Source organism: Pseudomonas sp. 3MA1 (assembly GCF_029237275.1).
Taxonomy (GTDB): domain Bacteria; phylum Pseudomonadota; class Gammaproteobacteria; order Pseudomonadales; family Pseudomonadaceae; genus Aquipseudomonas; species Aquipseudomonas fluorescens_AP.
Window position 1 is genome coordinate 369,207 of record NZ_JAACFX010000002.1, and the last position, 25,399, is coordinate 394,605.

General features: G+C 63.0%; 27 protein-coding genes. 15 read left to right on the plus strand and 12 right to left on the minus strand.

Annotation, left to right across the window (positions count from 1 at the left end):
- Positions 1-4: 4 nt before the first annotated feature.
- The gene (locus tag GWQ44_RS06815) at positions 5-157 is read right to left on the minus strand and encodes a lipoprotein (protein ID WP_016966948.1); all 153 of its coding nucleotides are present in this window, start codon (positions 155-157) and stop codon (positions 5-7) included.
- A gap of 239 nt (positions 158-396) precedes the next feature.
- Between GWQ44_RS06815 and cyaY the strand changes: the two genes are divergently transcribed.
- From cyaY to rnk, 3 genes are all read left to right on the plus strand, one after another.
- Positions 397-729, plus strand: a complete 333-nt coding sequence (cyaY, locus tag GWQ44_RS06820; protein ID WP_016966947.1) for an iron donor protein CyaY — start codon at positions 397-399, stop codon at positions 727-729.
- A 4-nt stretch (positions 730-733) separates the two neighbouring features.
- The gene (locus tag GWQ44_RS06825) at positions 734-967 is read left to right on the plus strand and encodes a DUF1289 domain-containing protein (RefSeq protein ID WP_016966946.1); all 234 of its coding nucleotides are present in this window, start codon (positions 734-736) and stop codon (positions 965-967) included.
- Between the two features lie 142 nt (positions 968-1,109).
- Complete coding sequence (gene rnk / locus GWQ44_RS06830; protein ID WP_011064182.1) at positions 1,110-1,523, plus strand: nucleoside diphosphate kinase regulator; 414 nt, start codon at positions 1,110-1,112, stop codon at positions 1,521-1,523.
- Between the two features lie 6 nt (positions 1,524-1,529).
- On the opposite strand, the gene GWQ44_RS06835 is transcribed toward rnk, so the two are convergent.
- The 3 genes from GWQ44_RS06835 to GWQ44_RS06845 form a co-directional block, all read right to left on the minus strand.
- Entirely contained in the window at positions 1,530-4,376 is a 2,847-nt protein-coding gene (locus GWQ44_RS06835) for a class I adenylate cyclase (protein WP_047306593.1), read from the minus strand.
- 168 nt (positions 4,377-4,544) lie between these two features.
- Entirely contained in the window at positions 4,545-4,790 is a 246-nt protein-coding gene (locus GWQ44_RS06840) for a TIGR02647 family protein (protein WP_016966944.1), read from the minus strand.
- Positions 4,791-4,983: 193 nt separating this feature from the next.
- Complete coding sequence (locus GWQ44_RS06845; protein ID WP_016966943.1) at positions 4,984-5,268, minus strand: hypothetical protein; 285 nt, start codon at positions 5,266-5,268, stop codon at positions 4,984-4,986.
- Positions 5,269-5,392: 124 nt separating this feature from the next.
- Here GWQ44_RS06845 and GWQ44_RS06850 point away from each other — a divergent pair, with 124 nt between their 5' ends.
- Positions 5,393-6,052 carry a glutathione S-transferase gene (locus tag GWQ44_RS06850; RefSeq protein WP_275926928.1) on the plus strand — a complete coding sequence of 220 codons (660 nt, stop codon included), beginning with the start codon at positions 5,393-5,395 and terminating at the stop codon, positions 6,050-6,052.
- 63 nt (positions 6,053-6,115) lie between these two features.
- Here GWQ44_RS06850 and argH read toward each other — a convergent pair whose 3' ends face one another.
- Positions 6,116-7,510 (minus strand): argininosuccinate lyase, encoded by a 1,395-nt coding sequence (gene argH, locus GWQ44_RS06855; RefSeq protein WP_275926929.1) that lies wholly within the window; start codon positions 7,508-7,510, stop codon positions 6,116-6,118.
- Between the two features lie 624 nt (positions 7,511-8,134).
- Here argH and GWQ44_RS06860 point away from each other — a divergent pair.
- From GWQ44_RS06860 to GWQ44_RS06890, 7 genes are all read left to right on the plus strand, one after another.
- Positions 8,135-8,881: a LytTR family DNA-binding domain-containing protein gene (locus GWQ44_RS06860; RefSeq protein ID WP_016966940.1), complete on the plus strand. Its 747-nt coding sequence runs from the start codon at positions 8,135-8,137 to the stop codon at positions 8,879-8,881.
- A gap of 126 nt (positions 8,882-9,007) precedes the next feature.
- A complete protein-coding gene (hemC, locus tag GWQ44_RS06865; RefSeq protein WP_253128577.1) occupies positions 9,008-9,949 on the plus strand; it encodes a hydroxymethylbilane synthase in 942 nt (313 codons plus the stop codon).
- A complete protein-coding gene (locus GWQ44_RS06870; protein ID WP_275926930.1) occupies positions 9,946-10,713 on the plus strand; it encodes a uroporphyrinogen-III synthase in 768 nt (255 codons plus the stop codon). The genes hemC and GWQ44_RS06870 overlap by 4 nt, the downstream gene beginning before the upstream one ends.
- A 16-nt stretch (positions 10,714-10,729) precedes the next feature.
- Complete coding sequence (locus GWQ44_RS06875) at positions 10,730-11,869, plus strand: uroporphyrinogen-III C-methyltransferase (RefSeq protein ID WP_016966937.1); 1,140 nt, start codon at positions 10,730-10,732, stop codon at positions 11,867-11,869.
- Entirely contained in the window at positions 11,866-13,104 is a 1,239-nt protein-coding gene (locus GWQ44_RS06880) for a heme biosynthesis protein HemY (protein WP_275926931.1), read from the plus strand. The genes GWQ44_RS06875 and GWQ44_RS06880 overlap by 4 nt, the downstream gene beginning before the upstream one ends.
- 166 nt (positions 13,105-13,270) lie before the next feature.
- Positions 13,271-13,792: a disulfide bond formation protein B gene (locus tag GWQ44_RS06885; RefSeq protein ID WP_275926932.1), complete on the plus strand. Its 522-nt coding sequence runs from the start codon at positions 13,271-13,273 to the stop codon at positions 13,790-13,792.
- A 209-nt stretch (positions 13,793-14,001) separates the two neighbouring features.
- Positions 14,002-14,460, plus strand: coding sequence for an Rsd/AlgQ family anti-sigma factor (locus GWQ44_RS06890; protein ID WP_016966934.1), 459 nt, complete (start codon positions 14,002-14,004; stop codon positions 14,458-14,460).
- A gap of 59 nt (positions 14,461-14,519) precedes the next feature.
- On the opposite strand, the gene GWQ44_RS06895 is transcribed toward GWQ44_RS06890, so the two are convergent.
- On the minus strand, positions 14,520-15,185 hold the full coding sequence (locus GWQ44_RS06895; RefSeq protein ID WP_016966933.1) for an FKBP-type peptidyl-prolyl cis-trans isomerase: 666 nt from the start codon (positions 15,183-15,185) through the stop codon (positions 14,520-14,522).
- A 193-nt stretch (positions 15,186-15,378) separates the two neighbouring features.
- Here GWQ44_RS06895 and GWQ44_RS06900 point away from each other — a divergent pair, with 193 nt between their 5' ends.
- Positions 15,379-16,434, plus strand: a complete 1,056-nt coding sequence (locus GWQ44_RS06900; RefSeq protein WP_275926933.1) for an AlgP family protein — start codon at positions 15,379-15,381, stop codon at positions 16,432-16,434.
- On the opposite strand, the gene GWQ44_RS06905 is transcribed toward GWQ44_RS06900, so the two are convergent.
- Complete coding sequence (locus tag GWQ44_RS06905) at positions 16,431-16,895, minus strand: TIGR02444 family protein (protein WP_275926934.1); 465 nt, start codon at positions 16,893-16,895, stop codon at positions 16,431-16,433. The genes GWQ44_RS06900 and GWQ44_RS06905 overlap by 4 nt on opposite strands.
- 50 nt (positions 16,896-16,945) lie before the next feature.
- Between GWQ44_RS06905 and GWQ44_RS06910 the strand changes: the two genes are divergently transcribed.
- The 3 genes from GWQ44_RS06910 (at position 16,946) to GWQ44_RS06920 (ending at position 20,273) form a co-directional block, all read left to right on the plus strand.
- The gene (locus GWQ44_RS06910; RefSeq protein WP_103740732.1) at positions 16,946-18,856 is read left to right on the plus strand and encodes an ATP-binding cassette domain-containing protein; all 1,911 of its coding nucleotides are present in this window, start codon (positions 16,946-16,948) and stop codon (positions 18,854-18,856) included.
- Positions 18,856-19,437, plus strand: coding sequence for a mechanosensitive ion channel family protein (locus GWQ44_RS06915; protein ID WP_275926935.1), 582 nt, complete (start codon positions 18,856-18,858; stop codon positions 19,435-19,437). The genes GWQ44_RS06910 and GWQ44_RS06915 overlap by 1 nt, the downstream gene beginning before the upstream one ends.
- A gap of 203 nt (positions 19,438-19,640) precedes the next feature.
- Positions 19,641-20,273 carry a LysE family transporter gene (locus GWQ44_RS06920; RefSeq protein WP_011064164.1) on the plus strand — a complete coding sequence of 211 codons (633 nt, stop codon included), beginning with the start codon at positions 19,641-19,643 and terminating at the stop codon, positions 20,271-20,273.
- Between the two features lie 57 nt (positions 20,274-20,330).
- Here GWQ44_RS06920 and GWQ44_RS06925 read toward each other — a convergent pair whose 3' ends face one another.
- The 5 genes from GWQ44_RS06925 to GWQ44_RS06945 form a co-directional block, all read right to left on the minus strand.
- Positions 20,331-21,074 (minus strand): penicillin-binding protein activator LpoB, encoded by a 744-nt coding sequence (locus GWQ44_RS06925; protein WP_275926936.1) that lies wholly within the window; start codon positions 21,072-21,074, stop codon positions 20,331-20,333.
- A gap of 3 nt (positions 21,075-21,077) precedes the next feature.
- Positions 21,078-21,665 carry a penicillin-binding protein activator LpoB gene (gene lpoB, locus GWQ44_RS06930; RefSeq protein ID WP_047306585.1) on the minus strand — a complete coding sequence of 196 codons (588 nt, stop codon included), beginning with the start codon at positions 21,663-21,665 and terminating at the stop codon, positions 21,078-21,080.
- 33 nt (positions 21,666-21,698) lie between these two features.
- On the minus strand, positions 21,699-22,070 hold the full coding sequence (locus GWQ44_RS06935; RefSeq protein WP_016966925.1) for a YcfL family protein: 372 nt from the start codon (positions 22,068-22,070) through the stop codon (positions 21,699-21,701).
- 13 nt (positions 22,071-22,083) lie between these two features.
- Positions 22,084-23,577 (minus strand): hypothetical protein, encoded by a 1,494-nt coding sequence (locus tag GWQ44_RS06940; RefSeq protein ID WP_275926937.1) that lies wholly within the window; start codon positions 23,575-23,577, stop codon positions 22,084-22,086.
- 223 nt (positions 23,578-23,800) lie between these two features.
- Positions 23,801-25,168, minus strand: a complete 1,368-nt coding sequence (locus GWQ44_RS06945) for a hypothetical protein (protein ID WP_275926938.1) — start codon at positions 25,166-25,168, stop codon at positions 23,801-23,803.
- Between the last annotated feature and the right edge of the window lie 231 nt (positions 25,169-25,399).

Sequence of the window (25,399 nt, forward strand, 5' to 3'; positions counted from 1 at the left end):
GCCCTTAGTAGGTGTCGTGCTTGTGCGACTGCGACTTGGCCTGCTCTTCAGGGGATTTGCTGTCATCAGGCAGATACAGCGGGCCTTTCTGGCCACAGGCAGTAACAAGGCAGGCAACCGCGACGAGCGCAGCAAGGGAAGAGATCAGGCGCTTCATGGCGAAATCCTTGAGAATGCGTAAATTGCGCCCGAGTATACCGGCCACCCGGCAGCTTGCCTATGCAGCGTAACTCCCGTCCAGCGGGCCTTTGCCAGGCCCGGTTCAGGGGCTTTGGATGGCTTGCGGCGCAATGGGCATCGCATTTGTCCGCCTGTTCGGTATCCTTTGCATTCGCCGGGGAGCGCCCGTATCTTGCGGCGCTTGAGCGTGAGTAGACACTATCCGAGGTTCCCGCAATGAGTTTGACCGAAGCCCGTTTTCATGACCTGGTGGACGCTACCCAGCAGACGCTGGAGGATATTTTCGAAGAGAGCGACCTGGACATCGACCTGGAAAACTCGGCCGGTGTGCTCACCGTCAAGTTCGACAACGGCAGCCAGGTGATCTTCAGTCGCCAGGAGCCTCTGCGCCAACTGTGGCTGGCGGCCCGATCCGGTGGTTTCCACTTCGACTACGACGAGGAAAGCGAGCGCTGGATGTGCGACAAGAGCGAGGAGCAGTTGGGCGAGATGCTGGAACGCATCGTCTTCGAACAGGCAGACATCAAGCTTGAGTTCGAAGGGCTCTGAGGTCGTGACCGAGCCCGCTGCGGTGCGCCCGCCCAAGCCCCTCTACAGCAACGTCAGTCCGGCGGTGAGTTCGCCGTGCATCAGCCTGTGCCGTCTCGATGAGCAGAAGGTCTGTCGCGGCTGCTTTCGTCATGTTGAGGACATTCGCGAGTGGCGTTCGGCCGATGATCAGCGCCGGCGAGTGATCTGCGCCCAGGCATTGCTGCGCAAGCAGAGCGTGGCCGCGGAGGGACTTTAGGTTCGTACTCGTACGGTTTGTTTATTCAGTGTGCTGTGATAGTGTCCGGCTTCGCCTCGCTACATCGAGGCCGGTGAGAACCCCGTCTTATTTGGCGGGGTTTTGCTTTTTTGTGCAGAAAAAATAGGAGTCAGCCAGGATCATGAGTACTGCACCATCCATCATCCTTACCCGCCTTGACGTGCAACGTCTTGAGCGCCTGATCGACAGCCTGGACGACTCGCTGCCAGGCGTCATTGCACTGCAGACCGAGTTGGATCGTGCCGAAACGCTGGTGGGTCACGATGAAGTTCCGGCCGGTGTCGTCACCATGAATTCGCGTGTGCATTGCCGTGAAGAAAGCAGCGGCAAGGACTATCACCTGACTCTGGTCTATCCACAGGACGCCAACGCCGACGAGGGCAAGATTTCGATCCTCGCGCCAGTGGGCAGTGCCTTGCTGGGCCTGCAGGTCGGTCAATACATCGACTGGCCGGCCCCGGGCGGCAAGACCCTGAAGCTAACGCTGCTGGAAGTGGAATACCAGCCGGAAGCCGCAGGCGACTACCACCTCTGATAGCGGCTAGACCTGCTCGAGCGCGTCATTCAGCGCGCGCTCCAGGCTGGCCTTGTAACGCAGGTAGAGAATGCTCGGACTTTGTCCATCACCGAGCAGGCCGGACAGGTCCAGGTCGGTGATGTAGCAGCGATAGCGCTGCGGTTCGCGGCGTTGGGCGACGATGTCCTGGGCCACTGCGGCAAACAGCTGATCGCCATATTCCAGCTCGGAAAACTCCCGTTGATTGCAGTACAGCGAGACTTGCACCTGACCCGGTGTGGCCTTGCCGATGATCGCCTGCACGTCATAAAAGGCCTTGTCGACCGGCGTCGGCGGGGCCGGCCGCGGCTCTACCCGGCGTGCCCGGCCGCTGCCCGAAGGCAATACCTGAAAGTAGAGTGTGTCCAAAGGTTTCTCGCCCGGGTTGCTGCTTATCGGCAACAGCGCATCGCGACGGTAGAGAATCGACTGCAGGAAACGCTGCAATGGCACCAGTAGGCTTTGCTCGTCGTGATAGGGCAAGGTCTGCTGCCACAGGGCATTGTGCTCATCGAGCAGGTACAGCTCGGCCTGCTCGTCGACGATCCGATAGAACACCTGGATGCAGTCCGGCCGGCCCATGGGCAGGATCAGCGCCAGGTCGTGATCCTCCAGGGCCATGGGGTCCAGGTGCAGGGGGCTGTAGCTGGCCTGCTCCTGGCCCAGGTACTCCAGCAGTGCGGCGGGATGGGCCATGGCCTTGTGCCGGACCTGGCCGGCCACCAGCTCCAGGACGTGATAGTGCTGCTGCACCTGGATCAGGTAGCGGTAGTTGAGCTGGCTGAGCAACAAGTGCTGCGCCGTTTCGAACAGCTCCTCCACTCGCCGGGCGATGAATTGCGCGCGGTTGTGGCAGAAGCAGCGGACCCTCAGGCGTGGCTGGGGCCCGGCAGGCAGGCTGTTCAGGTAATCGCGCAGGCAATCGAGCAGCGCATGCTCGGCGTCGTAGCGCTCGACCATGACCTCGTTCCAGCTATTGAGGGTGACCTGATCCAGGGTCAGCACCAGATTTTCCCGGACCCCGGCGTAGCTCAGGGAGTCGGTGCGTTCGGTGGTCATGAGGATGTTCAGGTCGCGGTGATGCTTGAGGGGATCGACGCCGACGTTCACCAGGATCAAGACCTCGCTGGGGACGCTGGCGTGCAGTAGCTGGTCTTCGTCCACCGTGGCCAGTGGCAGGGCCACGGTCTGCTGCAGGCTGCCCAGCAGGTTGAACAGCTCGAACTCGCTCAGGTCGCTGCTGCCAGGGTGCAGGGCCAGGCGCGTACTGCTGTCGATCACCCCGTTGCGATGGCACCAGGTGAGCAGTTCCAGCAGTTGCCGGCTGCGCTTGATCGGGGCGAAATGCTCCGATTCCAGGGCGGTCAGGTTGCCGTTGTACAGGCCCCAGTAGGTCTGTCCCGGTTCTTTCTTGTTCGGCGACTGCACCAGGGTCAGGGTGTCTTCCGCCAGGTCCGGAGCGATGCCGGGGTTGATGAACTCGATCTTCCCGGCCTTGCGTTCGAAGGCGGCGTACAGGCGCCGGCCCAGCACGTTCAAGTCGCGCTTGTTGATCAGGCTGGCAGCTTGCTCGGTACGGGCGAACTGGGTCAGGAAGCGATAGCTGTAGTTGAGTTCGTTGACCAGGGCCCGGCGCTCGCTGCTGACCTGGCGCACTTTCCATTGGCTGCGGCTGTCCAGCAGGGCCAGCTGGCGCTGATCCCAGCCCCACTCGCTGGCCAGGCGCTCCAGCAGCGAGCGCTGCCAGCTCGGGCTGCGGGCGCCATTGCCTTGGGTGAGTTTGCGATTGACCTTGAGGTACAGGCTGCGTCGTACCAGCTCCAGTCGTTCCGGTTCTCCGCGGGCCTTGAGGTACTCCTCGATGCGCCGGTAGACCACGACATAGGGGTCGAGCTCGTCCAGATCCAGGCGGTTGGCGAACACCGCCTGCTTGAAGCGCAGGCTCAGGCACTGGACCTTGGGATGCTCGCTGGCATAGACCTCGATCAGCAGCAGCTTGAGTACCGATTTGTAGGGGGACTCGATGCCCTTGAACAGCTGCCAGAGTCCGGCCCCGATGAACTCGCCGGGCGGAATGCGCGCCATGTGGCCCAGGTCCAGATTCTCCTCGGCGGGTACGAAGCGCTTGGAGAGCAGGGTATGGATATAGCGCTCGTAGCGGGGCTCCTCGTACACCGGCACCAGCCACCACAGCGGCGTGCGTCCGGCCAGCCAGATGGCGGTGCGGTAGAACTCGTCCAGTAGCAGGTAATGCTGGGTGGTGCCGCAATCATCCGAACTGAGCTGGGTGTCGCGTTCGCCGCGGACAAAGCGGCTGGCATCGATCAGGAAGAAATGAGCTTCGGCGCCCTGGCTGGCAGCCCAGGCTTCCAGTAGCTGGCATTTCTTCTGCAGTTCGGCCAGCTCGGTTTCGCTCAAATCTGCAGCGTGGCAAACCCAGACATCCATGTCGCTCTGGTCGGCCTGGGCCAGGGTGCCCAGGCTGCCCATGAGAAACAGCCCGTGAATCGGCCGCGGCGGGTTGCCATGGCGCGGCTTGTAGGAAAAGGATCGGGTCAGGCGCTGGGCTTCGGCCAGGGCCTGGGGATCGGGTTCATAGTTGGACAGCCCCGCCGGGGTAGCGCCGGAGACATAGCCGGGCAGCAGCGGGTGATTGACGTGAAAGAACAGCGGCAGCAGGTTGAGGACCAGTTGCTGGCGTGCCGACAAACCCTCCATTGCCCGAGCCAGGCGCCCTTGATTGACCTTAAGAAAGCGCGTGCGCAATTGGCTGAGAACCTTGCGATCGATTCCTTCATCCAGAACAGGGCGGATTTCATGGGTATGGGGCATTTCAAGCGGAGCTCGAAGGTGACGGGGTTCGGAACGGCAGCAGTTTAGCGTCAGACAGGGCCGAGTCTTTAGCTCAATTTATTTTTTGACGCCAGATTTCTAGCGTATTGGCGGGAGGGTGCCTACGGAATCCGACAGACGGGAACCCCGCAGGCCGAGGAGCGATGTTCAGGCGGTTTCTTTGACGCTCAGGATGGTCAGCAGACCTTGGGCGTGTTCGGCGGCGTCGCGGCCAAGACTGGTCAGGTAGCCTCCATCGGCTTGGGTAATCAGTTCTTTGTCAAACAGGCGTTGGGCAGCGGCAATGGCGGAAGGGGCAGCGGTCTGATGGATTTTCAGGCCTTCCTGGGAGTTGTCCAGATTGAAGAGTGCAAGGATTTCCAGTTCGGCAACCAACTCAGGGGTATACGACATAAGGACTCCAGACTTTCTAGGAATGAGAGGTCAGCGTTCTTAAGGTGACCGCAGAACGGCGGCGTGTCCAGCGTTCGCTGAGGACTTTTGTACCTGGGGATGGCGGCGTTTGGCCGCAGGGAGTTTGCAGTGTAGTCAGGGCGGGAGCGTGCTGCAGGAGCGCTGCCCTGGGCAGCGCTCCGGTGCTGCGGGCTTAGGACTTCTCGGGAGGCAGTTGCGGCAGGGCGCGCAAGGCGGCTTCGTACCATTGGGTATCGAAAGCGCGGTCTTCCTCGAGAATCGCATCGATCTCGATAGCCAGGACGTGAGCCATCAGATTGAGGATTTCTTCCCGTTCGTAACCCACCAGGGTCAGTTTGTTGAACGTGGCTTTGGCCGCCGGCGGGTTGTCACTTTCGATCTGGTTTTCGATGGCTTCGATCAGGGTATTTTCGGCGAACTCTTCTTCGTCGGTGTCGATATCGGTTGGCTCGCTCATGGCAGGCTCCTCAAGGAAAGGTCGCCAGTTTACTCGTATTCAGGGCGGTGATGCTGCTGGCCGGAATTGCATTGGGCTTCTATAAAAAATGCTGCCAACCCCTGCACGGCCTGGAGGCTATGTGATGCTCAAGCTTTACGGTTTCTCTGTCAGTAACTACTACAACATGGTCAAGCTGGCGTTGCTGGAGAAAGGCCTGCCTTTCGAAGAGGTGGTTTTTTCTGGTGGTCAAAGTCCGGAGGCATTGGCCATCAGTCCACGGGGCAAGGTGCCGGTGCTTGAGGTCGAGCAGGGGTGCCTGAACGAAACCAGCGTGATTCTCGAGTACCTGGAGCACACCCAGCCAGGTCGGGCGTTGTTGCCCAGCGATCCATTCCAGCGTGCCCAGGTACTGGCGCTGGCCAGGGAGATCGAACTTTACATCGAGCTGCCGGCGCGGGCCTGCTATCCCGAGGCTTTTTTCGGTCTGTCGGTGGCCCCGGCGATCCAGGAAAAGTCCAAGGCTGAGTTGCTGCTAGGGTTTGCCTCCCTGGCGCGGCATGGCAAATTTGCACCCTATGTGGCCGGCGACAGCCTGAGTGTGGCGGATCTGTATTTTCTCTACAGCGTGACCCTGGCCCGGACGGTCGGGCACAAGCTGTTCGGGGTGGACTTTCTGGAGGGCATGCCCGCGGCAAAAGCCTTGCTGGAGCGCCTGGAGCAGCTGCCCAATGCCCAGCGAGTAGCAGCGGATAGAGAAGCGGCGATGCCGCAGTTCCTGGCGATGGTGGCGGCGAGGAAGTAGCGCGGTCACTGTTACACGGGTGACGGGTCAGCCTGCTGGTGCAGCAGGCTGACCTGCGACGGCCTAGCGGCTGGCCAGCAAGGCCTGGCCGCGAACCACGGCAGCCCAGACCTGGGCCGGTGCGGTGCCGCCGATGTGGTTACGGGCATTCACCGAACCTTCCAGGGTCAGCACGGCGAACACGTCCTGCTCGATCTGGTCGCTGAACTGGCGCAGTTCTTCCAGGCTCATTTCTGCCAGGTCCTTGCCGGTTTCCACGCCGTACTTCACCGCGTGGCCGACGATTTCGTGGCAGTCGCGAAACGGCAGGCCACGGCGCACCAGGTAGTCCGCCAGGTCGGTGGCGGTGGAGAAGCCGCGCAGCGCCGCTTCACGCATGATGGCGTGCTTGGGCTTGATCGCCGGGATCATGTCGGCGAAGGCCCGCAGCGAGTCGCGCAGGGTGTCGGCGGCGTCGAACAGCGGTTCCTTGTCTTCCTGGTTGTCCTTGTTGTACGCCAGGGGCTGGCCTTTCATCAGGGTCAGCAGGCCCATCAGCGCGCCGAATACCCGGCCGCTCTTGCCCCGCACCAGCTCCGGCACGTCGGGGTTTTTCTTTTGCGGCATGATCGAGCTGCCGGTGCAGAAGCGGTCCGGCAGATCGATGAACTGGAATTGCGCGCTGGTCCACAGCACCAGTTCTTCGGAGAAGCGCGACAGGTGCATCATCGCCACGCTGGCGGCGGCGCAGAATTCGATGGCGAAGTCACGGTCCGAAACGCTGTCCAGGGAGTTGCCGCCCACCGCTTCGAAGCCCAGCAGCTGGCAGGTCAGCTCGCGATCGATCGGGTAGGTGGTGCCGGCCAGCGCGGCGCTGCCCAGGGGCATGCGGTTGGTGCGCTTGCGGCAGTCCACCAGGCGCTCGTAGTCACGGCTGAGCATTTCGAACCAGGCCAGCATGTGATGGCCGAAGGTCACGGGCTGGGCGGTCTGCAGGTGGGTGAAGCCCGGCATGATGCTTTCGGCTTCGCGCTCGGCCAGCTCCAGCAGGCCTTTTTGCAGGCGGGTGATCTCGGCCAGGATCAGGTCGATCTCGTCCCGCAGCCACAGGCGGATGTCGGTGGCCACCTGATCGTTGCGGCTGCGGCCGGTGTGCAGCTTCTTGCCGGTGATGCCGATGCGGTCGGTCAGGCGCGCCTCGATGTTCATGTGCACGTCTTCAAGATCCACGCGCCAGTCGAAGCTGCCGGCCTCGATCTCGCTCTGGATGGTCTTCAGGCCGTCGATGATGCTGTCGCGTTCGGCGTCGGTGAGCACGCCGACCTTGGCCAGCATCGTGGCGTGGGCAATGGAGCCCATGATGTCGTGGCGATACAGGCGCTGGTCGAAAGTGACAGAGGCGGTGAAGCGGGCGACGAAGGCGTCGACGGGTTCACTGAAGCGGCCGCCCCAGGACTGATTGGTCTTGTCAGTGCTCATGAATTCGCTCGTGATCTGCTGAAGGAAGATGGCGTAAAAAACAGGCGCCGATGATAACAGGGTTGCCTCGGCTGTCGCTGGCACTGGTCGGCAGCTTTTTTCTTCGGGCCGCCTGTGCATGGCTTGTCGCCGGCCATGAGGGCGCAGAGACTGGCGTCGGAACAATCCGCGGTGCATCAGGGGGAGGGGGCCTTGAGTGCGGAAGGTGATATCGATCAAACGATATTTGTCGATTGAGCAATATCGTCTTGGCAACCGTCTACAGTTGGACAAGAGGACCGGCACAATTGCGTAACACCCCCTCGCGTGTTCGCAGTGGGTCTGTCCATCGAGTTCACACCGCGCAGGTCCTGGCAATCCGCCCATGAAACGAGGCGGGTGCGGACAGGGTGGACGCCGACCACAGTAACGAGGGGGCTTTGTGTTGAATACCAGCGTTCCCTGCAGCACCGTCGCGCAGCCACCGACCTTGGGCGGTATCGGGCAGGTACGGGTAAATATTGGTGCCCGACTTGCGGCACTTTTTGGCCTTCGCACTAGTCTTAGCGTGGATCGCGGTGACGGACGTCACTCCACCTGTCTACGCTATCCATGTGCGAGACTCACGCAGGAATCCAGCGCAATATGAATGTCCTGATCGTTGATGACGAACCCCTAGCCCGCGAGCGCCTGAGCCGGATGGTCAGTGAGCTCGAGGGATACAGTGTCCTGGAGCCCAGCGCCACCAACGGCGAAGAGGCATTGAGCCTGATCGACAGCCTGAAGCCGGATATCGTCTTGCTCGATGTGCGCATGCCGGGTCTGGATGGTCTGCAGGTTGCCGGCAAATTGTGCGAGCGCGAGACGCCTCCGGCGCTGGTGTTTTGTGCGGCTCCGGATGAATTCGCCCTTGAGGCCTTCAATGCCAGTGGCGTCTGCCACCTGGTCAAGCCCGTGCGCCCCGAGCTGTTGCTCGAAGCCTTGAAAGCCGCCGAGAAACCCAACCGTGTGCAACTGGCGGCCCTGACGCGGCCGGCGGCGGAAAGCGGCAATGGGCCGCGTAGCCACATCAGCGCGCGAACCCGTAAAGGCATCGAACTGATTCCCCTGGCTCAGGTGGTGTATTTCATTGCCGACCACAAGTACGTGACCTTGCGTCACGAAAGCGGCGAAGTGCTTCTGGACGAACCCCTGAAGGCCCTGGAAGACGAATTCGGCGATCGCTTTGTGCGTATTCATCGCAATGCACTGGTGGCCCGCGAGCGAATCGAGCGCTTGCAGCGCACGCCGCTGGGGCATTTCCAGCTGTACCTCAAGGGTCTCAATGGTGATGCCCTGATTGTCAGTCGGCGCCACGTTGCGGGTGTGCGCAAGATGATGCAACAGCTCTAGCGCGCTCGTTTGCTCGCATACCAAGGCAGGCCCGGCGTCGGCGGGACGCTGCGTTTCTGATACAAGTCAAAGCTGCTTTGGCTGAGCTGTTATTATCTGCCGTATCTATTCAGTACGGATTGATCCATGTCCTCTCGCGAAATCCGCATCGCTACCCGCAAAAGTGCTCTGGCCTTGTGGCAGGCCGAATACGTCAAAGCCCGTCTGCAAGAGGCCCATCCGGGCCTTGTGGTGACCCTGGTGCCCATGGTCAGCCGTGGCGACAAACTGCTGGACTCGCCCCTGTCGAAAATCGGCGGCAAGGGGCTGTTCGTCAAGGAGCTGGAAACCGCGCTGCTGGAAAACCAGGCCGACATCGCCGTGCATTCGATGAAAGACGTGCCCATGGACTTCCCCGAAGGCCTGGGCCTGTTCTGCATCTGCGAGCGCGAAGACCCGCGCGACGCCTTTGTCTCCAATACCTATCCAAGCCTTGAACAGTTGCCGCAAGGCAGCGTCGTGGGCACTTCCAGCCTGCGCCGCCAGGCCCAGTTGCTGACTCGTCGCCCCGACCTGCAGATCCGTTTTCTGCGGGGCAACGTCAATACCCGGCTGGCCAAGCTGGATGCCGGCGAGTACGACGCCATCATCCTGGCCGCGGCCGGCCTGATCCGTCTGGGATTCGAAGATCGCATCAGCTCCTTCATCAGCGTCGACGACAGCCTGCCTGCCGGTGGCCAGGGCGCGGTCGGCATCGAATGTCGCAGTGCCGATACTGAAATCCACGCCTTGCTGGCCCCTTTGCATCACGCCGACACCGCCAGCCGGGTCACGGCCGAGCGGGCGCTGAACAAGCACCTCAACGGCGGCTGTCAGGTGCCGATCGCCTGTTATGCGGTGCTCGAAGGCGAACAGATCTGGCTGCGCGGCCTGGTGGGCGAGCCTAGCGGCGGCCTGCTGCTCAGCGCCGAAGCCCGTGGCCCTAGAACGTCTGCCAGCGAGCTGGGGGTGCAAGTGGCGGATGCCCTGCTGGCACAAGGTGCCGATGACATCCTGCGCGCGGTCTACGGCGAGGCGGAGCAAGAGTGACCGGCTGGCGCCTGTTGCTGACCCGGCCGAGCGAGGATTGCGCTGCATTGGCAGCGATCCTGGCCGACGCCAAGGTGTTCAGTAGCAGCCTGCCGTTGCTGGAGATTCAGGCCTTGCCCGTCACTGACGCGCAACGCGCGACCCTGCTTGAACTGGATCGATACCGCGCGCTGATCGTGGTCAGCAAGCCGGCGGCCCATCTGGGTCTGAAACTGCTGCGCGCCTATTGGCCAGAGCCCCCGTGCCAGAGCTGGTTTAGCGTGGGCGCCGGAACCGGGCAGATCCTCGCGGATGCCGGTTTGCAGGTGTTCTACCCACAAGCGGGGGACGACAGCGAAGCCTTGCTTGCGCTTCCCCAATTGCGCGAGGCTATCTGCCGGCCCGATCCCCGGGTGTTGATCGTGCGTGGCGAGGGCGGTCGCGAGCTGCTCTCTGAGCGTTTGCGCGACCTTGGTGCTAGTGTCGATTATCTGGAACTCTACCGCCGTTGCCTCCCGCATTACGCCGAGGATGCGCTGCTGCGCAAGATTGCGGGGGAACGCTTGAACGGGCTGGTGGTCAGCAGTGGACAGGGGTTCAGCCATTTGCTGCAGCTGGCCGGAGCGGACTGGCCGCAGTTGGCGCAGATGCCGTTGTTTGTTCCAAGCCCCCGGGTCGCCGACATGGCGCGTGCCGCCGGGGCGGAAAAAGTTGTGGATTGTCGCGGCGCCAGTGCCGCGGCTTTGCTAACGGCGTTACGGGAGCAACCCGTGCCCGTTCTCTAACGCAAAGGATGGATACGTGAGCGAAACAGCCTTGCCTAAAGATGAAGTCCAGCCGGTGTCCGAAACACCTGCTGAGCCCACGACCCCAACCGTTGAGCGTCGTGGCAACGGGTTGGCGATACTGGCCCTGCTGCTGGGGGCGGCGGGTGTCGCGGCCGGTGGCTGGGGGATCTGGCAGGTGCGCAGCCTGCAAGCCAATCACCAGCAGCAACTGAGTCAGTTGCAGGCCCTGGGGGATCAGGCCCAGAGCTTCAAGCTCAGTGAGCAGCGCCTGAGTGCGCGCCTGGAGCAGTTGCCGCCCGCCGACGAGCTGGAAGACCGGCGGCGTCTCGTGGCCCAGTTGCAAGGTGATCAGCAGCGTCTGAGTCAGCGCCTGGAAACCGTTCTGGGTGCCAGCCGCAAGGACTGGCGCCTGGCGGAAGCCGAGCACCTGTTGCGCCTGGCCAGTCTGCGTCTGTCCGCTCTGCAGGACATCAGCAGCGCCCAGGCCCTGGTCCAGGGCGCCGACGATATCCTGCGTGAGCAGAACGACCCGGGCTCCTTCGCTGCCCGCGAACAGTTGGCCAAGAGCCTGGCGGCCTTGCGCAGCACCGAACAACCGGATCGCACCGGTCTGTTCCTGCAATTGGGAGCCCTGCGTGATCAGGTCCTGGAGCTGAGTGCGGTGGCGCCGGAATACAAGGACCGCGGCGAATCGTTGCTGGGGCTGACCGCCGACGGCGATGGCGCAAGCCGCTGGGCCCAGTGGTGGGAGCAGATCTCCCGCTACTTCCGTATCGACTTCAATGCCGACAAGAACATCCGTCCGCTGCTGGCGGGGCAGGGCCTGACCCAGGTGCGCCTGGCCCTGAGCCTGGCGCTGGAGCAGGCGCAGTGGGCGGCCCTGAATGGCCAGGCGCCGGTGTACACCCAGGCGCTGACCGAAGCCCGGGATGTGCTGGTCAGCAACTTCAATCAGGACAATCCGCAGAGCAAGATCATGCTCGAGCGCCTGTCCGAACTGAGTAAACAGCCGGTGACCGTAGTCACTCCAGACCTGGCCAAGACCCTGAGCGCGGTGCAGGCCTATCTTGAGCGGCGCAACCTCAACGCTGAGGACTCCATCAAGCCTCTGGCCAAACCTGCCGCGAACGCCGCCCAGGAGACCAGCCCATGAAACGCGTCTACGTGATTGTGCTGTTGGTCATCGCCGCTATCGGCTTGCTGGGGCTGGCCATCGCCGAGCATGCGGGCTACGTGCTGATCGCCTACAGCAATTTCCGTTATGAATCGAGCCTGTGGGCGACCCTGGCCCTGGTGGCGCTGATCTGGCTGGTGATCTGGGGCATCAAGCTGCTGGTCGAGCTGGTGATGGTTTCCGGTGGCGTGGTCAATCCCTGGTCGCGCCGCAATCGCAGTCGCCGGGTGCAGATCGCTATCGAGCAGGGCCAGATGGACCTGGCCGAAGGTCGCTGGGCCAGCGCGCAAAAGCACCTGTACCGTGCCGCCGAGGCCGAGCGCCAGCCGCTGCTGTACTACCTCGGTGCGGCCCGTGCCGCCAACGAGCAAGGCCATTACGAAGAATGCGACCGGCTGCTGGAGCGGGCGCTGACCCGGCAGCCCCAGGCGGAGTTGGCGGTGGCCTTGAGTCATGCCCAGTTGCAGACCGATCGCGGCGATACCGAAGGCGCCCTGAGCACCCTGCAAGCCATGCACGAGCGTCATCCGCATAGCGTTCAGGTGCTGCGTCAGTTGCAGCGTTTGCATCAGCAGCGTGGCGACTGGTCGGCGCTGATCCGCCTGCTGCCCGAGTTGCGCAAGGACAAGGTGCTGCCGGCCAGCGAGTTGCAGGAACTGGAGCGTCGGGCCTGGGGCGAGAACCTGAGCCTGGCGGCGCGTCGTGAAGAGGACCAGGTGGCGGGCTTGCAGTCCCTCAATCGCGCCTGGCAGCAACTGACCTCGGCGCAACGCCAGGAGCCGCAACTGGTGCTGGCCTACGCCGAGCAGTTGCGTCAGCTGGGGGCCGGTGCCGAAGCTGAAGAGACGCTGCGCACCGCCATCAAGCGCAAGTACGAGAGTCATCTGGCGCGGCTTTACGGCCTGGTGCGTGGCAGTGATCCCTCCCGACAGTTGCAGACCGCCGAGCACTGGTTGAAGGAGCACGCCGACGATCCCGGTCTGTTGCTGACCCTGGGGCGCCTGTGCCTGCAGAACAGCCTGTGGGGCAAGGCCCGGGACTACCTGGAAAGCAGCCTGCGTCTGCAGCGCAATCCTGAAACCTGTGCCGAGTTGGCCCGGTTGTTGGCGCAGTTGGGCGATACCGATCGCAGCAACCAACTGTTCCAGGAGGGCCTGGGCATGCTCGACGAGCGTCTGCTGGCGTCACCGTTGCCGGTTCCGGCGCGGGCCTGAAGCGCTGTCAGGGCCGGTTGCCTGTTGCGGGCAACCGGCCTTTCCTTGCCCGGGTTGCACCACTGGCTCGCTGTCTATCGTCGCCCGACTGCGGCATAGCGCTTCTTGAAAGCAGCGAGCGCTTTCTCTACCGTGGCTGCCTGTTTCTTTGTGTTACGGATATCTCATGTCGCTGGCCGGCTCCCGCGTGCTGTTCTCCCTGGTGTTCCTGGTGGGGGCCTTGGCCTCGTGGGCGGCATTCAACCTGCAATCCGGTGGCGGCCTTGAGTCTTGCCCGTTGTGGGGCGTGCAGCGCTTGTTGCTGCTAATGTTCGGCGGCGTCAACCTGCTGGCGGTGGTGCAGGGACCGAGGCGTGTGGGGCGAGCGCTCTACTGGGGGATCAACCTGGTGCTGGGCCTGCTCGGGGTGATCACCGCCGGGCGTCATGTATTGCTGCAGAACATTCCTTCCGAGCAACTCCTGGCTTGCCTGCCGGACATGTCTTTCATGCTGCGCCAGCTGTCCTGGTGGCAGGCGCTGCAACTGACCTTCATGGGCACCTCGGACTGCGCCGAGGTCACCTGGACGCTGCTGGACATGAGCCTGCCCGAGTGGAGCCTGCTGTTTTTCGTGATCATGCTGATCTTCAGCGGTTACCGTCTGCTGCGCATGACGCGGGCTACACGCAGGGTCGAGGCGTTGCCCTGAGTCAGCGTTTGGTGGCAAGGCGCGGATTAAACGCTTGTATGAACTTTATCTCCTGCGTACCTTGATGCTGTTGTCGAGCGGGCATAATCTGGCCCGCACCTGTCACCGGAATTATGTTGCTCGATGCTGTTGCGTCCGACCGGATCCAGAGTCTCCAACAAGGGGGGCGGCGGGCAGACGGCATGACCCATAAGGGAAGAGAGATCACCATGCTCGAAAGTTGTCAGAATGCTCAGGAACGCTGGGGTGGAGTGCATCTGCTGATCGATCGCTGGTTGCAGGAGCGTCACGAACTGGTTCGAGCTTATGATGCGCTGGGCGCCGAGCCCGAGGCGTTGAGCAAGAGCAAAAAGCCGCTTCAGGAATTCTGCGGGATTCTGGTGGATTATGTGTCCGCCGGACATTTTGAAATCTACGAACAGCTGACCAGCGAAGCCAAGGCCTTTGGCGACAAGCGCGGTCTTGAACTGGCCGATACCCTCTATCCGCGTATCGACGTGATCACCGAAAAACTCCTGGCGTTCAACGATCTGTGCGATGCGGGTCAGTGTGTGGCGCAGAAGTTCAAGGAGCTGGGCGGCCTGTTGCACGAACGCTTCGAGCTGGAAGATTGCCTGATCGAAGTGCTGCACAACGCCCATAAGCAGGACGCGGTGGCTCAGGCCTGAATACAGGCTCGAGCATCAGCAACCGGCACGCCCAGGCGTGCCGTTTTTGTTTCCGCGACTCAGCCGGCAACGCCCAGCAATTCAATATCGAACACCAGCGGCGTGTAGGGAGCGATCAGATCGCCCGCGCCTTCGGTGCCATAGGCCTGGTCCGAAGGAATCACCAACCGCCATCTGGCACCGGTGGGCATCTGCGCCAGGGCGATGCGCCAGCCGGCAATCACGCTGTCCAGGCGAAACCATTGAGGCTGTTGGGTCTGATCGAACACGGTGCCATCAGGCAGGCGCCCGGTGTAGCGCACCTGGACCGAACCGTTAGGGCTGGCCTTGTTGCCGCTGCCCGGCGCGAGCTCGGTCAGCAGGATGCCGTCAGCCAGCTGGCGCACGCCGGGCTTGGCTTTTTCCTGATCGAGAAACCGTCGTTCGTTTTCCAGCGCCGTCTCGATCTGCGAGCGGGCCGACTGTTCGCTGATCTGCGCTTCGTGCTGGGCCAGGAGCTGTTCGATGCGCTCGCTCTTGAGGGCCAGCGGCTTGCCTTGGTAGGCGGCTTTCAATCCCTCCACCAACGCCTGGATCTGCAGGTCGGGAACTTCGTCGCGTAGCCGTTCGCCGAGGCTCGCGCCCAGGCTGTAGGCAAGATCATGAGCATCGTTGGGCGGTGCTTGCGCAGCAGCCTGCGCCAGGGGCAAGAACAGGCTCAAGGATAAAAACAGGTAACGCGACATGGGCACTCTCCGGCCTGAGTAGCGGTGGATTATGCCAGCGACAAAGGGCGGGTTGGTGAGCAACTTCGATGGCGGCGAAGAACATTTTCCGTCGCTTGCAACGCCGGGCTTTCGATACTGTCAACATGCCCTAGCGGCGGTAACAGCAGAGGTCTAGTATGAGCCGCAACTCACGTCAGCCAGGAGGTCAACCATGTCGGCCAGTAAGAAGCCTGTAAATACTCCGTTGCATTTGCTCCAACAGTTGTCGGGCAGCCTGCTCGAACATTTGGAAAACGCTTGTTCCCAAGCCTTGGCTGATGCTGAAAAACTGCTCGCCAAGCTGGAAAAACAACGAGGCAAGGCGCAGGAAAAACTGCACAAATCGCGCACCAAATTGCAGGACGCCGCGGCGGCCGGCAAAGCCAAGGCACAAGCCAAGGCCAAGACCGCGGTGAGTGAACTCGAAGACCTGCTGGACGCATTGAAAGAACGTCAGGCCCAAACCCGCAGCTACATTCTGCAACTCAAGCGCGATGCCCAGGAAAGCCTGAAGTTGGCTCAAGGCGTTGGCCGTGTGAAGGAAGCGGTGGCCAAGGCATTGAGCACTCGTGATGCCCAGTCGGAAGCAGTGGCGGCGAAGAAGCCGGCAGCCAAGCCTGCTGCCAAAGCGCCAGCCAAATCCGCTGCCAAGCCAGCGGCCAAACCTGCTGCGAAAAAACCGGCCGCCGCCAGCGCCGCCAAACCTGCGGCGAGCAAGTCCGCAACGGCTAAGCCTGCCGCTGCCAAACCTGTTGCCGCCAAGACCGCTGCCGCTAAGCCAGCAGCCAAAACCACCGCCAAGCCTGCTGCCAAACCGGTAGCCGCTAAAGCTGCCGCCAAGCCTGCGGCCAAACCCGCAGCCGTGAAAACCGCTGCCACCAAACCCGCCGCCAAACCTGCAGTAGCCAAAGCCCCGGCAAAAGCTGCGGCCAAGCCTGCCAGCAAACCGGCAGTGGCGGCCAAGCCTGCTGCCGCGGCAGCGAAACCTGCGGCCAAGCCAGCAGCGGCCAAGGCTGCAGCGAAGCCTGCGGCAAAACCTGCTGTGAAAAAACCGGCCGCCGCCAAGCCTGCCGCTGCCAAAACCGCGACTCCAGCGGCCAAGCCGGCTGCACCTGCTGCGGCCAAACCTGCTGCTCCAGCGCCAACAGCTTCCCCAGCTGCTGCGACGAGCACGCCTGCCGCGACGCCTGCACCGGCTGCCGCCGGCACTCCCTCCAGCGCTTCCTAAGCGCCGGTCACCGCGACGCGCAGCACCTGCAGCGCGTCGCGGTTGCGTTCGGCGGCTCCGGCCGCCAATCCCTCAAGCCAGTCTTTCAGGTTCGCTGCCTGAGCGTCGGGCCATGGCCTGGCCTGTTCCTGCAAGCGCAACAGCAATTGCCGTTCGGCTTCCAGCTCCAGGGTCTTGACCTGTTCGCGCAAGGCGCTCAACTCACTATCCTCGCGGGCCGCCTGGCGCCAGCGGGTGCGCAAGTCGCGCAAGGGCTGGACCACGTCCCGATCCCAGGGCGCCGCCAGCGCCTGCAACTGCTGCAAACGCTGAGCGTCGCAACTGACACCTCGCTGGCCAAGCCACGCGCCACAGAGCAGCAGGCAGACATTGGCCCCGCTGTCCTGCAGTTGCAGGCAGGCCTCCTGCACGCCCGGAAGGGCATAGGTGCCAAGGGAAAAACTCCACAGGTCAGAGGACATAGTGCTACTCGCGCCAGTTGCGAACGAAGCTGGTAGACTCCGCCGCCATTATGATTCGACTTCAGAACCTGACTTTACAGCGTGGCCCGCAACGTCTGCTAGAAGACGCCGAGCTGACCCTGCACGCCGGCCAGAAAGCCGGCCTGATCGGTGCCAACGGCGCCGGCAAATCCAGCCTGTTCGCCCTGCTGCGCGGGGAGCTGCACCCGGATTCGGGTGACTGCTTCCTGCCCGCCGATTGGCGCATTGCCCACATGCGCCAAGAGGTCGATACCCTCGAGCGTCTGGCGGTGGACTATGTGCTCGATGGCGACCTGCGCCTGCGCCAGGTGCAGCGTGACCTGGCGGCTGCCGAAGCGGCCCAGGATGGCGCTGCTCAGGCGCGCTTGCATGCCGAACTGGACAGCGCCGACGGTTATACCGCCGATGCCCGGGCGCGCAAGCTGCTGGCCGGACTGGGCTTCACCAACGAACAGATGGACCGTCAGGTCGGCGACTTCTCCGGGGGCTGGCGGATGCGCCTGAACCTGGCCCAGGCACTGATGTGCCCGTCGGACCTGTTGCTGCTTGACGAACCGACCAACCACTTGGACCTCGACGCCATCATCTGGCTCGAAGACTGGCTCAAGGGTTATCCCGGCACTTTGCTGCTGATCTCCCACGATCGGGATTTCCTCGACGCCGTGGTCGATCACGTGGCCCATGTCGATCAGCGCAAGATCACCCTCTATCGCGGTGGCTACAGCGCCTTCGAGCGCGCCCGTGCCGAGCGTCTGGCCCAGCAACAGCAGGCCTACGAGAAGCAGCAGGCGCAGCGCGCGCACATGGAAAGCTACATCGCCCGCTTCAAGGCCCAGGCCACCAAGGCCCGTCAGGCCCAGAGCCGGATCAAGGCCCTGGAGCGCATGGAGGAGCTGTCGGCGGCCCACGTCGATTCGCCCTTCGACTTCACCTTCCGTGAGTCGACGAAGATTTCCAGCCCGCTGATCGACCTCTCCGATGCGCGCCTGGGGTATGGCGAGCGCACGATCCTGGAGAAGGTCAAGCTGCAGCTGACGCCGGGTGCACGGATCGGCCTGCTGGGCCCTAACGGCGCCGGCAAGTCGACCCTGATCAAGAACCTCTCCGGTGAGCTGCAGCCGCTCTCCGGGCGCCTGACCCGGGGCGAGAACACTGTTGTCGGCTACTTCGCCCAGCACCAGCTCGACTCCCTGGACTCCAAGGCCAGCCCTTTGCTGCACCTGCAGCGCCTGGCGCCCACCGAGCGCGAGCAGACCCTGCGCGACTTCCTCGGCGGCTTCGACTTCCGTGGCGCGCGCATCGACGAGCCGGTGCTGAATTTCTCCGGCGGCGAAAAAGCCCGCCTGGCCCTGGCGCTGATCGCCTGGGAGCGGCCGAACCTGTTGCTGCTCGACGAACCCACCAACCACCTGGACCTGGAGATGCGCCTGGCCCTGACCATGGCCCTGCAAGAGTTCAGTGGCGCGGTGCTGGTGGTTTCCCACGATCGCCATCTGCTCAAGAGCACCACGGACAACTTCTTCCTGGTGGCCGACGGCAAGGTCGAGGAGTTCGACGGCGACCTGGACGACTACACCCGTTGGCTGGTGGATTACCGCCAGCGCAATGCGCCGGTCAGCAACACGCCGGTCAATCCGGACAAGACCGACAAGAAGGCCCAGCGTCAGGCCGCTGCCGCCCTGCGTCAGCAATTGGCGCCGCACAAGCGCGAGGCCGACAAGCTGGAAGCCGAGTTGGGCAAGGTGCATGAGCGCCTGGCCAAGATCGAGGCCAGCCTCGGCGACAGCGGTCTGTACGAGGCGGCGCGCAAGGATGAGCTGCGCGACTTGCTGGCCGAGCAGGCCAAGCTCAAGACCCGTGAATCCGAGCTGGAAGAGGCCTGGATGGAGGCCCTGGAGCTGCTGGAAAGCATGCAGGCCGAGCTGGAGGCGCTGTCCTGATGGAAGCGCTGCAGCTGCCGTTGCCGGCGCAGTGGATCGGTCCGTTGTGGATCGGTGTGCAGATCCTGCTGATCCTCCTGGCGGGCTATCTGGCCCAGCGTTTCGTCGCCCGTGGCCTGACCCGCCTGGGTGAGCGTTACCCGTTCCCGCCGCAATTGCTGATGCCCCTGCGCGGCGGCCTGCGCTGGCTGATCATGGGCAGCGCGGTGATCTTCGTCCTGGAGCGCCTGGGGGTTTCCGCCACGGTGCTGTGGACCGCCCTGTCCGGCTTTGTCGCCGTGGCGGCGGTGGCGTTCTTCGCCATGTGGAGCGTGCTCTCCAACCTGCTGTGCGCGATCCTGATCTTCACCGTTGGCCCGTTCCGCCTGGGTGATGTGGTGGAGCTGGTGGACACCGTCGACAAGCCTGGGGTCAAGGGCCGGGTGGTGGCGATCAACCTGCTGTACACCACCCTCATCGAAGCCGAAGAGGCCGGCACCGGCAGCGCCATGGTCCAGGTGCCCAACAGCCTGTTCTTCCAGCGCTCGGTGCGCCGTTGGCGTGGTACCGATGTGCTGCCTGTGGTCGGCGGCGAGAAGTAACGCCTTGCTCTGTGGTTGCTGCCGCAGGCTGCGATGAGGTCCGCAGGACTTTTGGTGCCGCCGCGGCGCCTGCTGTGCGGTCGTTCGCAGCCTGCGGCAGCGGCTACAGGGGCGTGCGTGACCTTTGGGCGAAAAAAATATGGTCAGCCGCCAAGCAGAGGATTAGCTTAGGCAGTCACGACCAATTCGATCCGAGGTGTGCAATGGTGCTTGAGACATGGCTGGCGTTCTTTGCCGCCAGTTGGGTAATCAGTCTTTCCCCGGGCGCCGGCGCCATTGCGTCGATGTCCTGCGGCCTGCAATACGGTTTCTGGCGCGGTTACTGGAACGCCCTGGGCCTGCAACTGGGCCTGGCCATGCAGATTGCCATTGTCGCCGCCGGTGTCGGCGCCATCCTCGCCGCCTCGGCCACTGCCTTCTATGCCATCAAGTGGTTCGGCGTGGCCTACCTGGTGTACCTGGCGGTCAAGCAATGGCGCGCGCTGCCCAGCGACCTCAGCGATGACGCCGCCATTCGCCCCATCGGCAAGCCCCTGGCCCTGGTGTTTCGCGGCTTCCTGGTGAACATCAGCAACCCCAAGGCCCTGGTGTTCATGCTCGCGGTGCTGCCGCAGTTCATCGACCCCCACGCGCCCCTGGTCAAGCAGTACCTGATCCTCGGCGCCACCATGATCGTGGTCGATCTGATCGTCATGGCCGGCTACACTGGGCTGGCGTCCAAGGTCCTGCGCCTGCTGCGCACCCCGGTCCAGCAGCGGCGCATGAACCGCACCTTTGCCGGCCTGTTCCTCGGTGCGGCGGGCTTTCTGGCGACTATCCGCAAAGCGGCGGCCTAGGTTTTCCAGAGACAAAAAAAGGCGACCCACGGGTCGCCTTTTTCATTGGTGCACGGCTTAGCGCAGGATCACCGGCGCGGTGTCCGGCGGCAGGTTGTTGCGCATCGGCGCTTGCCCCGACTGCTCGTAGCCACTGCGGCCCAGCTGCTCGGCCATCTGCCGGGTGACGTCTTCGCCCAGGGCCTTGGACACTTCACGCACCACCCGTGGGCGGTTCAGCGAGACACGGATGTCGCGGCTGTTCACCAGCTTGGTGTCCTGGCCTTCGCCCATGGCGGTGAACGCCGAGGTGATCTCGAAGGTACGGGTGTTGATCAGGCTGAAGTCCGCCACCAGGGTCAGGCCCAGCACCGCCGAGTAGCTGTTGGTATTGGCCAGCTCGTTGATGTCCTGGGTGAAGTCGATGTCCGACACGGTGCCGAACAGCACGTAGTCGGCACCCTTGAAGTTGCCGGCCTTGATGCGCTTGATGATGTCGTAGACGTTGGTCCTGGACGCGTCGGTGTGGGGCGAACCCTGCACCAGCTGGAACATCCCGGACTTGAGGATCCCGCCCTTGATATCACCGGTGAACTTGCGCAGTTCGCCTTCCTCGATGTAGCTGGTGCTGGCTTCCAGTTCGTTGTAGCTGGCCGAGCCGCTGGAGCTGTAGTAGCCCTCGCGGTAGTTCTGCTGGGCCGAAACCACGTGGATGTATTCCTGCACACGTTCCTGGTAGGCCAGGTCCATGACTGCGACTTTCGGGGCCGCCTGCGCACTGAATGCGCAGGCCAGGGCCAGGATGCCAATCCATGCACGCATTGCTTAGCGCTCCGTGGTCTTGCGGATCTCTTTCTCGTCCATCCACTCGGCCAGACCGCTCTCGACGTCGATCAGTTGCAGGCTGAATTTGTAGAAGACGTCCTTGTAGTCGCTGCTGCGCTTGACGATGGAGCTGATGGAGCCTTCAAGACGGTATTTGGCGGCAATCATGTTGCCAGTCTTGGCCACCGTGGATTTCTTGTACAGGCCGCTCTGGTTCTGCAGCTTGAGCTGGTCGACCTGGCTCTGCATGGCGGTGTTGTCGCTGGCGAAGCGAGCAGTGCCGGACTTCATCAGCTGGGTCTTGATCGAGGTGGTGATCTCGCGGGTGTCGATGTACTCGCTGGTCTTGTTCTTCACGTCGTAGACCTGCACCACCGGGCGACCCTGGAGGATGCCGGACTGGGCCAGGGAGCGGGTCATGGACTCGGCGATCATCTGCAGGTCGGTGGAGCCGAACTCGTTGGTCACCAGTTCCACGGCCTTGCTGTCGCCGTAGCTGATGTTCTTGCCGCCCAGTACCGGGGAGTTGTTGGCGCAACCGCTGGCCAGCAGGGCGACCACGGCGAGGAAGGAAAAGCGTGCAAACATGGAAGTGCTCTCTTGATCGGGTTCAGGGACGGCTTATTGGGTTTTGACTTCCAGGCGGAAGTCGGTGGCCTTGGGCACCGGCGCGATGGCCGGCAGGAAGGTGGCCTGGGCCGCGTACAGGTTGAAGACTTTCCAGCTTTCTTCATCGGCCACCGGGAAGCCGTCGTCGCCCAGCCAGACGAAGCGGTAGTACAGGGTCATGTTGGTGTGGCTGGTGTTGTTCAGCGCCACCTTGACCGTCAGGAAGCCGTTTTCACGGGCGACCCGCATCGCGCCGATGGCAATGTTGTTGAACTTGTTCATCACCACCACCTTGCTCGCGGCGCTGCCGGGAGCAGGAGGTGGCGGGGTGGCGCAACCGGCCAATAGGGCCAGTGCGGCAACAGCGAGAAGTTTCAAGCGCATGAGGGGGCTCCGCTCAAGGACGTTGGTTGCTGGCCATGTTCTGGCCGGCGTTGTTCGGGATGACATGGGCGGCCAGGCCGCTGCTGAACACCTGGTTGCCGACCACCCGCAGGGCGATCACCTGGTAGCGCTGGTCAATCTTGACCTGCACCTGGGTGCCGCCCAGGGCGTTGGGCAGGCTCAGGCTGTGTTCGCCCTGCTTGAGGCGCAGGCGCGTCACCTGGGTGTTGTCCGGCAGGGTGCGCCAGGTACGGGTATCGGCGCCTTCGGTCACCGCCGAAGCCAGGCCCACGGCCAGACCGGCCAGCGGGTTGACTTCGTTGAGGTTCTTTTGCGCCACGCCACGGGTCACGGCACGCACCGTGGTGCGCAGGATGATCCCCGGCATGTCGTCGCGCAGGGCGCGGCGCGACATGGCGGTGGTGCTGTTGAGCAGGGTCAGGTTGTGTTGCTGGCCGTCGATGCCGATCTGGGCAAAGGTCTGGGTCGAGGTGTCGGCCTTGATCACCGGGAACGACAGCGGGGTGATCACCAGATGGTCTTTGATCGGCAGCGGCAGAGGAATGCGCACCGAGTCGCGGGCCGGGGCCAGGCCGCTCTGTACCACGATCAGCACGTCGCTTTCATCCGCCGCCAGGGCTGGTACCACCGGCGCCTTGGCGGGGGCCTTGGCCGCAGCCTTGCGCTTGGACTTGGCCGAAGACTTGCCCGGGGCTTCGATTTTCACCGGTTCCACGGGGGCGTCCAGGTTCAGCAGGGCCTGTTCCAGCAGCGGGGTGTTGGGGCGCAGTTCGGCAGCCTTGCGGTAACCGGGGGCGGCCAGGTCCTTCTCGCCCAGGGCTTCGTAGACGAAGCCGGCCAGGTAGTGGCTGAAGGCGCTCTGGTAGCTGTTTTTCAGGTTGACCACGTCCGGGGCGTCAAGGGCTTCCACCGGGTAGCCCTTGAGGTCCTTGTATTCGGTCTTGATCCCTTGCTTCTCGGCTTCGTCCTCGCGCTTGAGGTATTCCTTGTCGCGCAGTTCGGCGATCACCGCTTCGCGCTCGTGGGTCTTCTTGATCGCCATGCGGGCGCCGTCGAAGTCATTGCCAGCCAGCAGGTTCATGGCCATCTGGGTGGTCAGCATGACCTTTTCGTAGTCATAGCCTTCGTAGCGGCGGACCTTGTCGTTGACCAGGAAGCTGCCGAACTGGGCCAGGTACTTGTCGGTGTCGAGCTTGACCGAATCTTCCCAGCTGGCCACCACCTGATCGGCATGGCCCCAGGCGGCCTGGCTGCCATTGAGGTCACCCTTGGCCCGCAGCAACTCGCCCTTTTCGAAGTAGTAGAGCAGGTCCTTGTCTTCACCCTGGTTGTTCTTTTCCAGCAGGGTCAGGGCGGCATCGAGGTTGCCGGCGCGCAGTTGCTGGTTGGTTTCCTGCAGTTCGCTGTCGTAGCTGCGCAAGGCCGAACAGCCTGCAAGCAAAGTGACTGCGCCGAGGGCAATCGTGGTGAGGGCGCGGGATGCCATGGGTACTTCTTCTTCCCTGAATGAGACAGCCGGGCGTGCGGGTCGGGCTGGACGAACCCACTGGCAGGAGCGCTGGCGATCCTGCCAATTCCTCATAAAAAGAGGAGCTTAAATGCCATTTCGCGATAACGAGGGCGCGGCATTATAGACGTGGTTTTGGGTGGTGTAATGGCTTTTTAGGGTCAGATTGATAGTTGTTAGCCACTATGTGAGCCGCTGCGCATTAACCACCGAACAGGGCGGCCAGCGGCGATCGTTCCTCCGGCGCGGGGGCGATGACGAACAACTGGTCGCCCACTCTGCGCAGGCTGATGACCTGGAAGCGCTGGTCCAGCCTGAAGGGCAATTGCGCGCTCTTGCCCAGGGCCAGCCGGTGCTGGCCTTTCTTCAGGCGCAGACGGGCTACCAGGGTGGTGTCCGGCAGGGTGCGCCAGGTGCGGGTGTCGGCGTCCTCGATCAGCACGTTGAGCCGCTGTTTCTCCTTGGCCCGCTGCGGGTCCTTCTTCAATTGCTGGGCCTGGAAGGCGGCGTAGGACTGGGCGCGGTAGGTGGTGCGCAGGATGATCCCGGGCATGTCGTCGCGCAGGGCCCGGCGCGACATGGCGCTGACGCTGTTGAGGGCGGTCAGCGGCTGTTTGCGACCATTCACGCTGAGCTGTTCCACCGGGCGGGTCGAAGTGTCGGCGAGCATGATCGGGAACGACACCAGGGTCGGGATCGGCTGGCCCTCGATCTCCACGGTGACCGGCAACTGCACCGAGCCTCGGGCCGGCGCCAGGCCGTTCTGCACGATGATCAGCACGTCGCTTTCATCGGCCTTGGCGGTGGGGCGATCAAGGCTGCGCAGGGCTTGTTCCAGCAACGGCGTATGGGGGCGCAGCTCGATTGCCTGGCGATAACCGGCAGCGGCCAGGCCCCGTTCGCCCAGCGCTTCGTAGAGGTAGCCGGCCAGGTAATGGCTGAAGGCGCTCTGGTAGCTGTTCTTCAGCTCCAGCACTTCGGGGGCGTCCAGGGTCGCCACCGGATAACCGTGCAAATCCTGGTAGCGCACGTTGATGCCCTGGTTGTGGGCCTGTTCTTCGAGCTGCAGGTACTGCTTGTCCCGCAACTCGGCGATCAGCGCCTCGCGCTCGTGGGTCTTCTTGATCTCGATGCGCGCGCCGTCGAAGTCCTGCAGGGCCAGGTGGTTGATCGCCATCTGGGTGGTCAGCATGACCTTTTCGTAGTCGTAGCCCTCGTAGCGTCGGACCTTGTCGTTGATCAGGTAGCTGCCGAACTGGGCCAGGTACTTGGCGCTGTCGAACTTCACCGACTCTTCCCAGGTGAACAGCACCCGGTCGGCCCGGCGCCAGGCCAGCTGGCTGCCGATCAGGTCGCCCTTGGCCCGCAGCAGTTCGCCTTTCTCGAAGTAATAGAGCAGGTCCTTGTCTTGCCAGGGATTGTGCTGTTCCAGCAGCTCCAGGGCGCCGTCGACGTTGCCAGCTTGCAGTTGCTGGTTGGTCTGTTGCAGTTCCAGATCGTAGTTGCGAAAGATCGAACAGCCGCTCAGCAGCAGGATCGACAGCAGCAAGGAGATAAGGCAGCGGGTCATAGATGGTGGTTCTTCCCTGAACGTGACCTGCAAGAGGTGGCGCATTATCAGGGGCAGACAGTGGGCAGGGAAGGGCTATCGGGCCTGGTGGCGGATGCGGAGCGCCTGTCGCGTGGCCGGCAGTTGGGCGCCGTTGGGCAGGCGCTGGTCAGCGGAAATGTTTCAACAGACGGATAAGCCTTGAGTGAAACTCATTGGGAGTGAACAATATGTTACTTCGTATTTCCATTT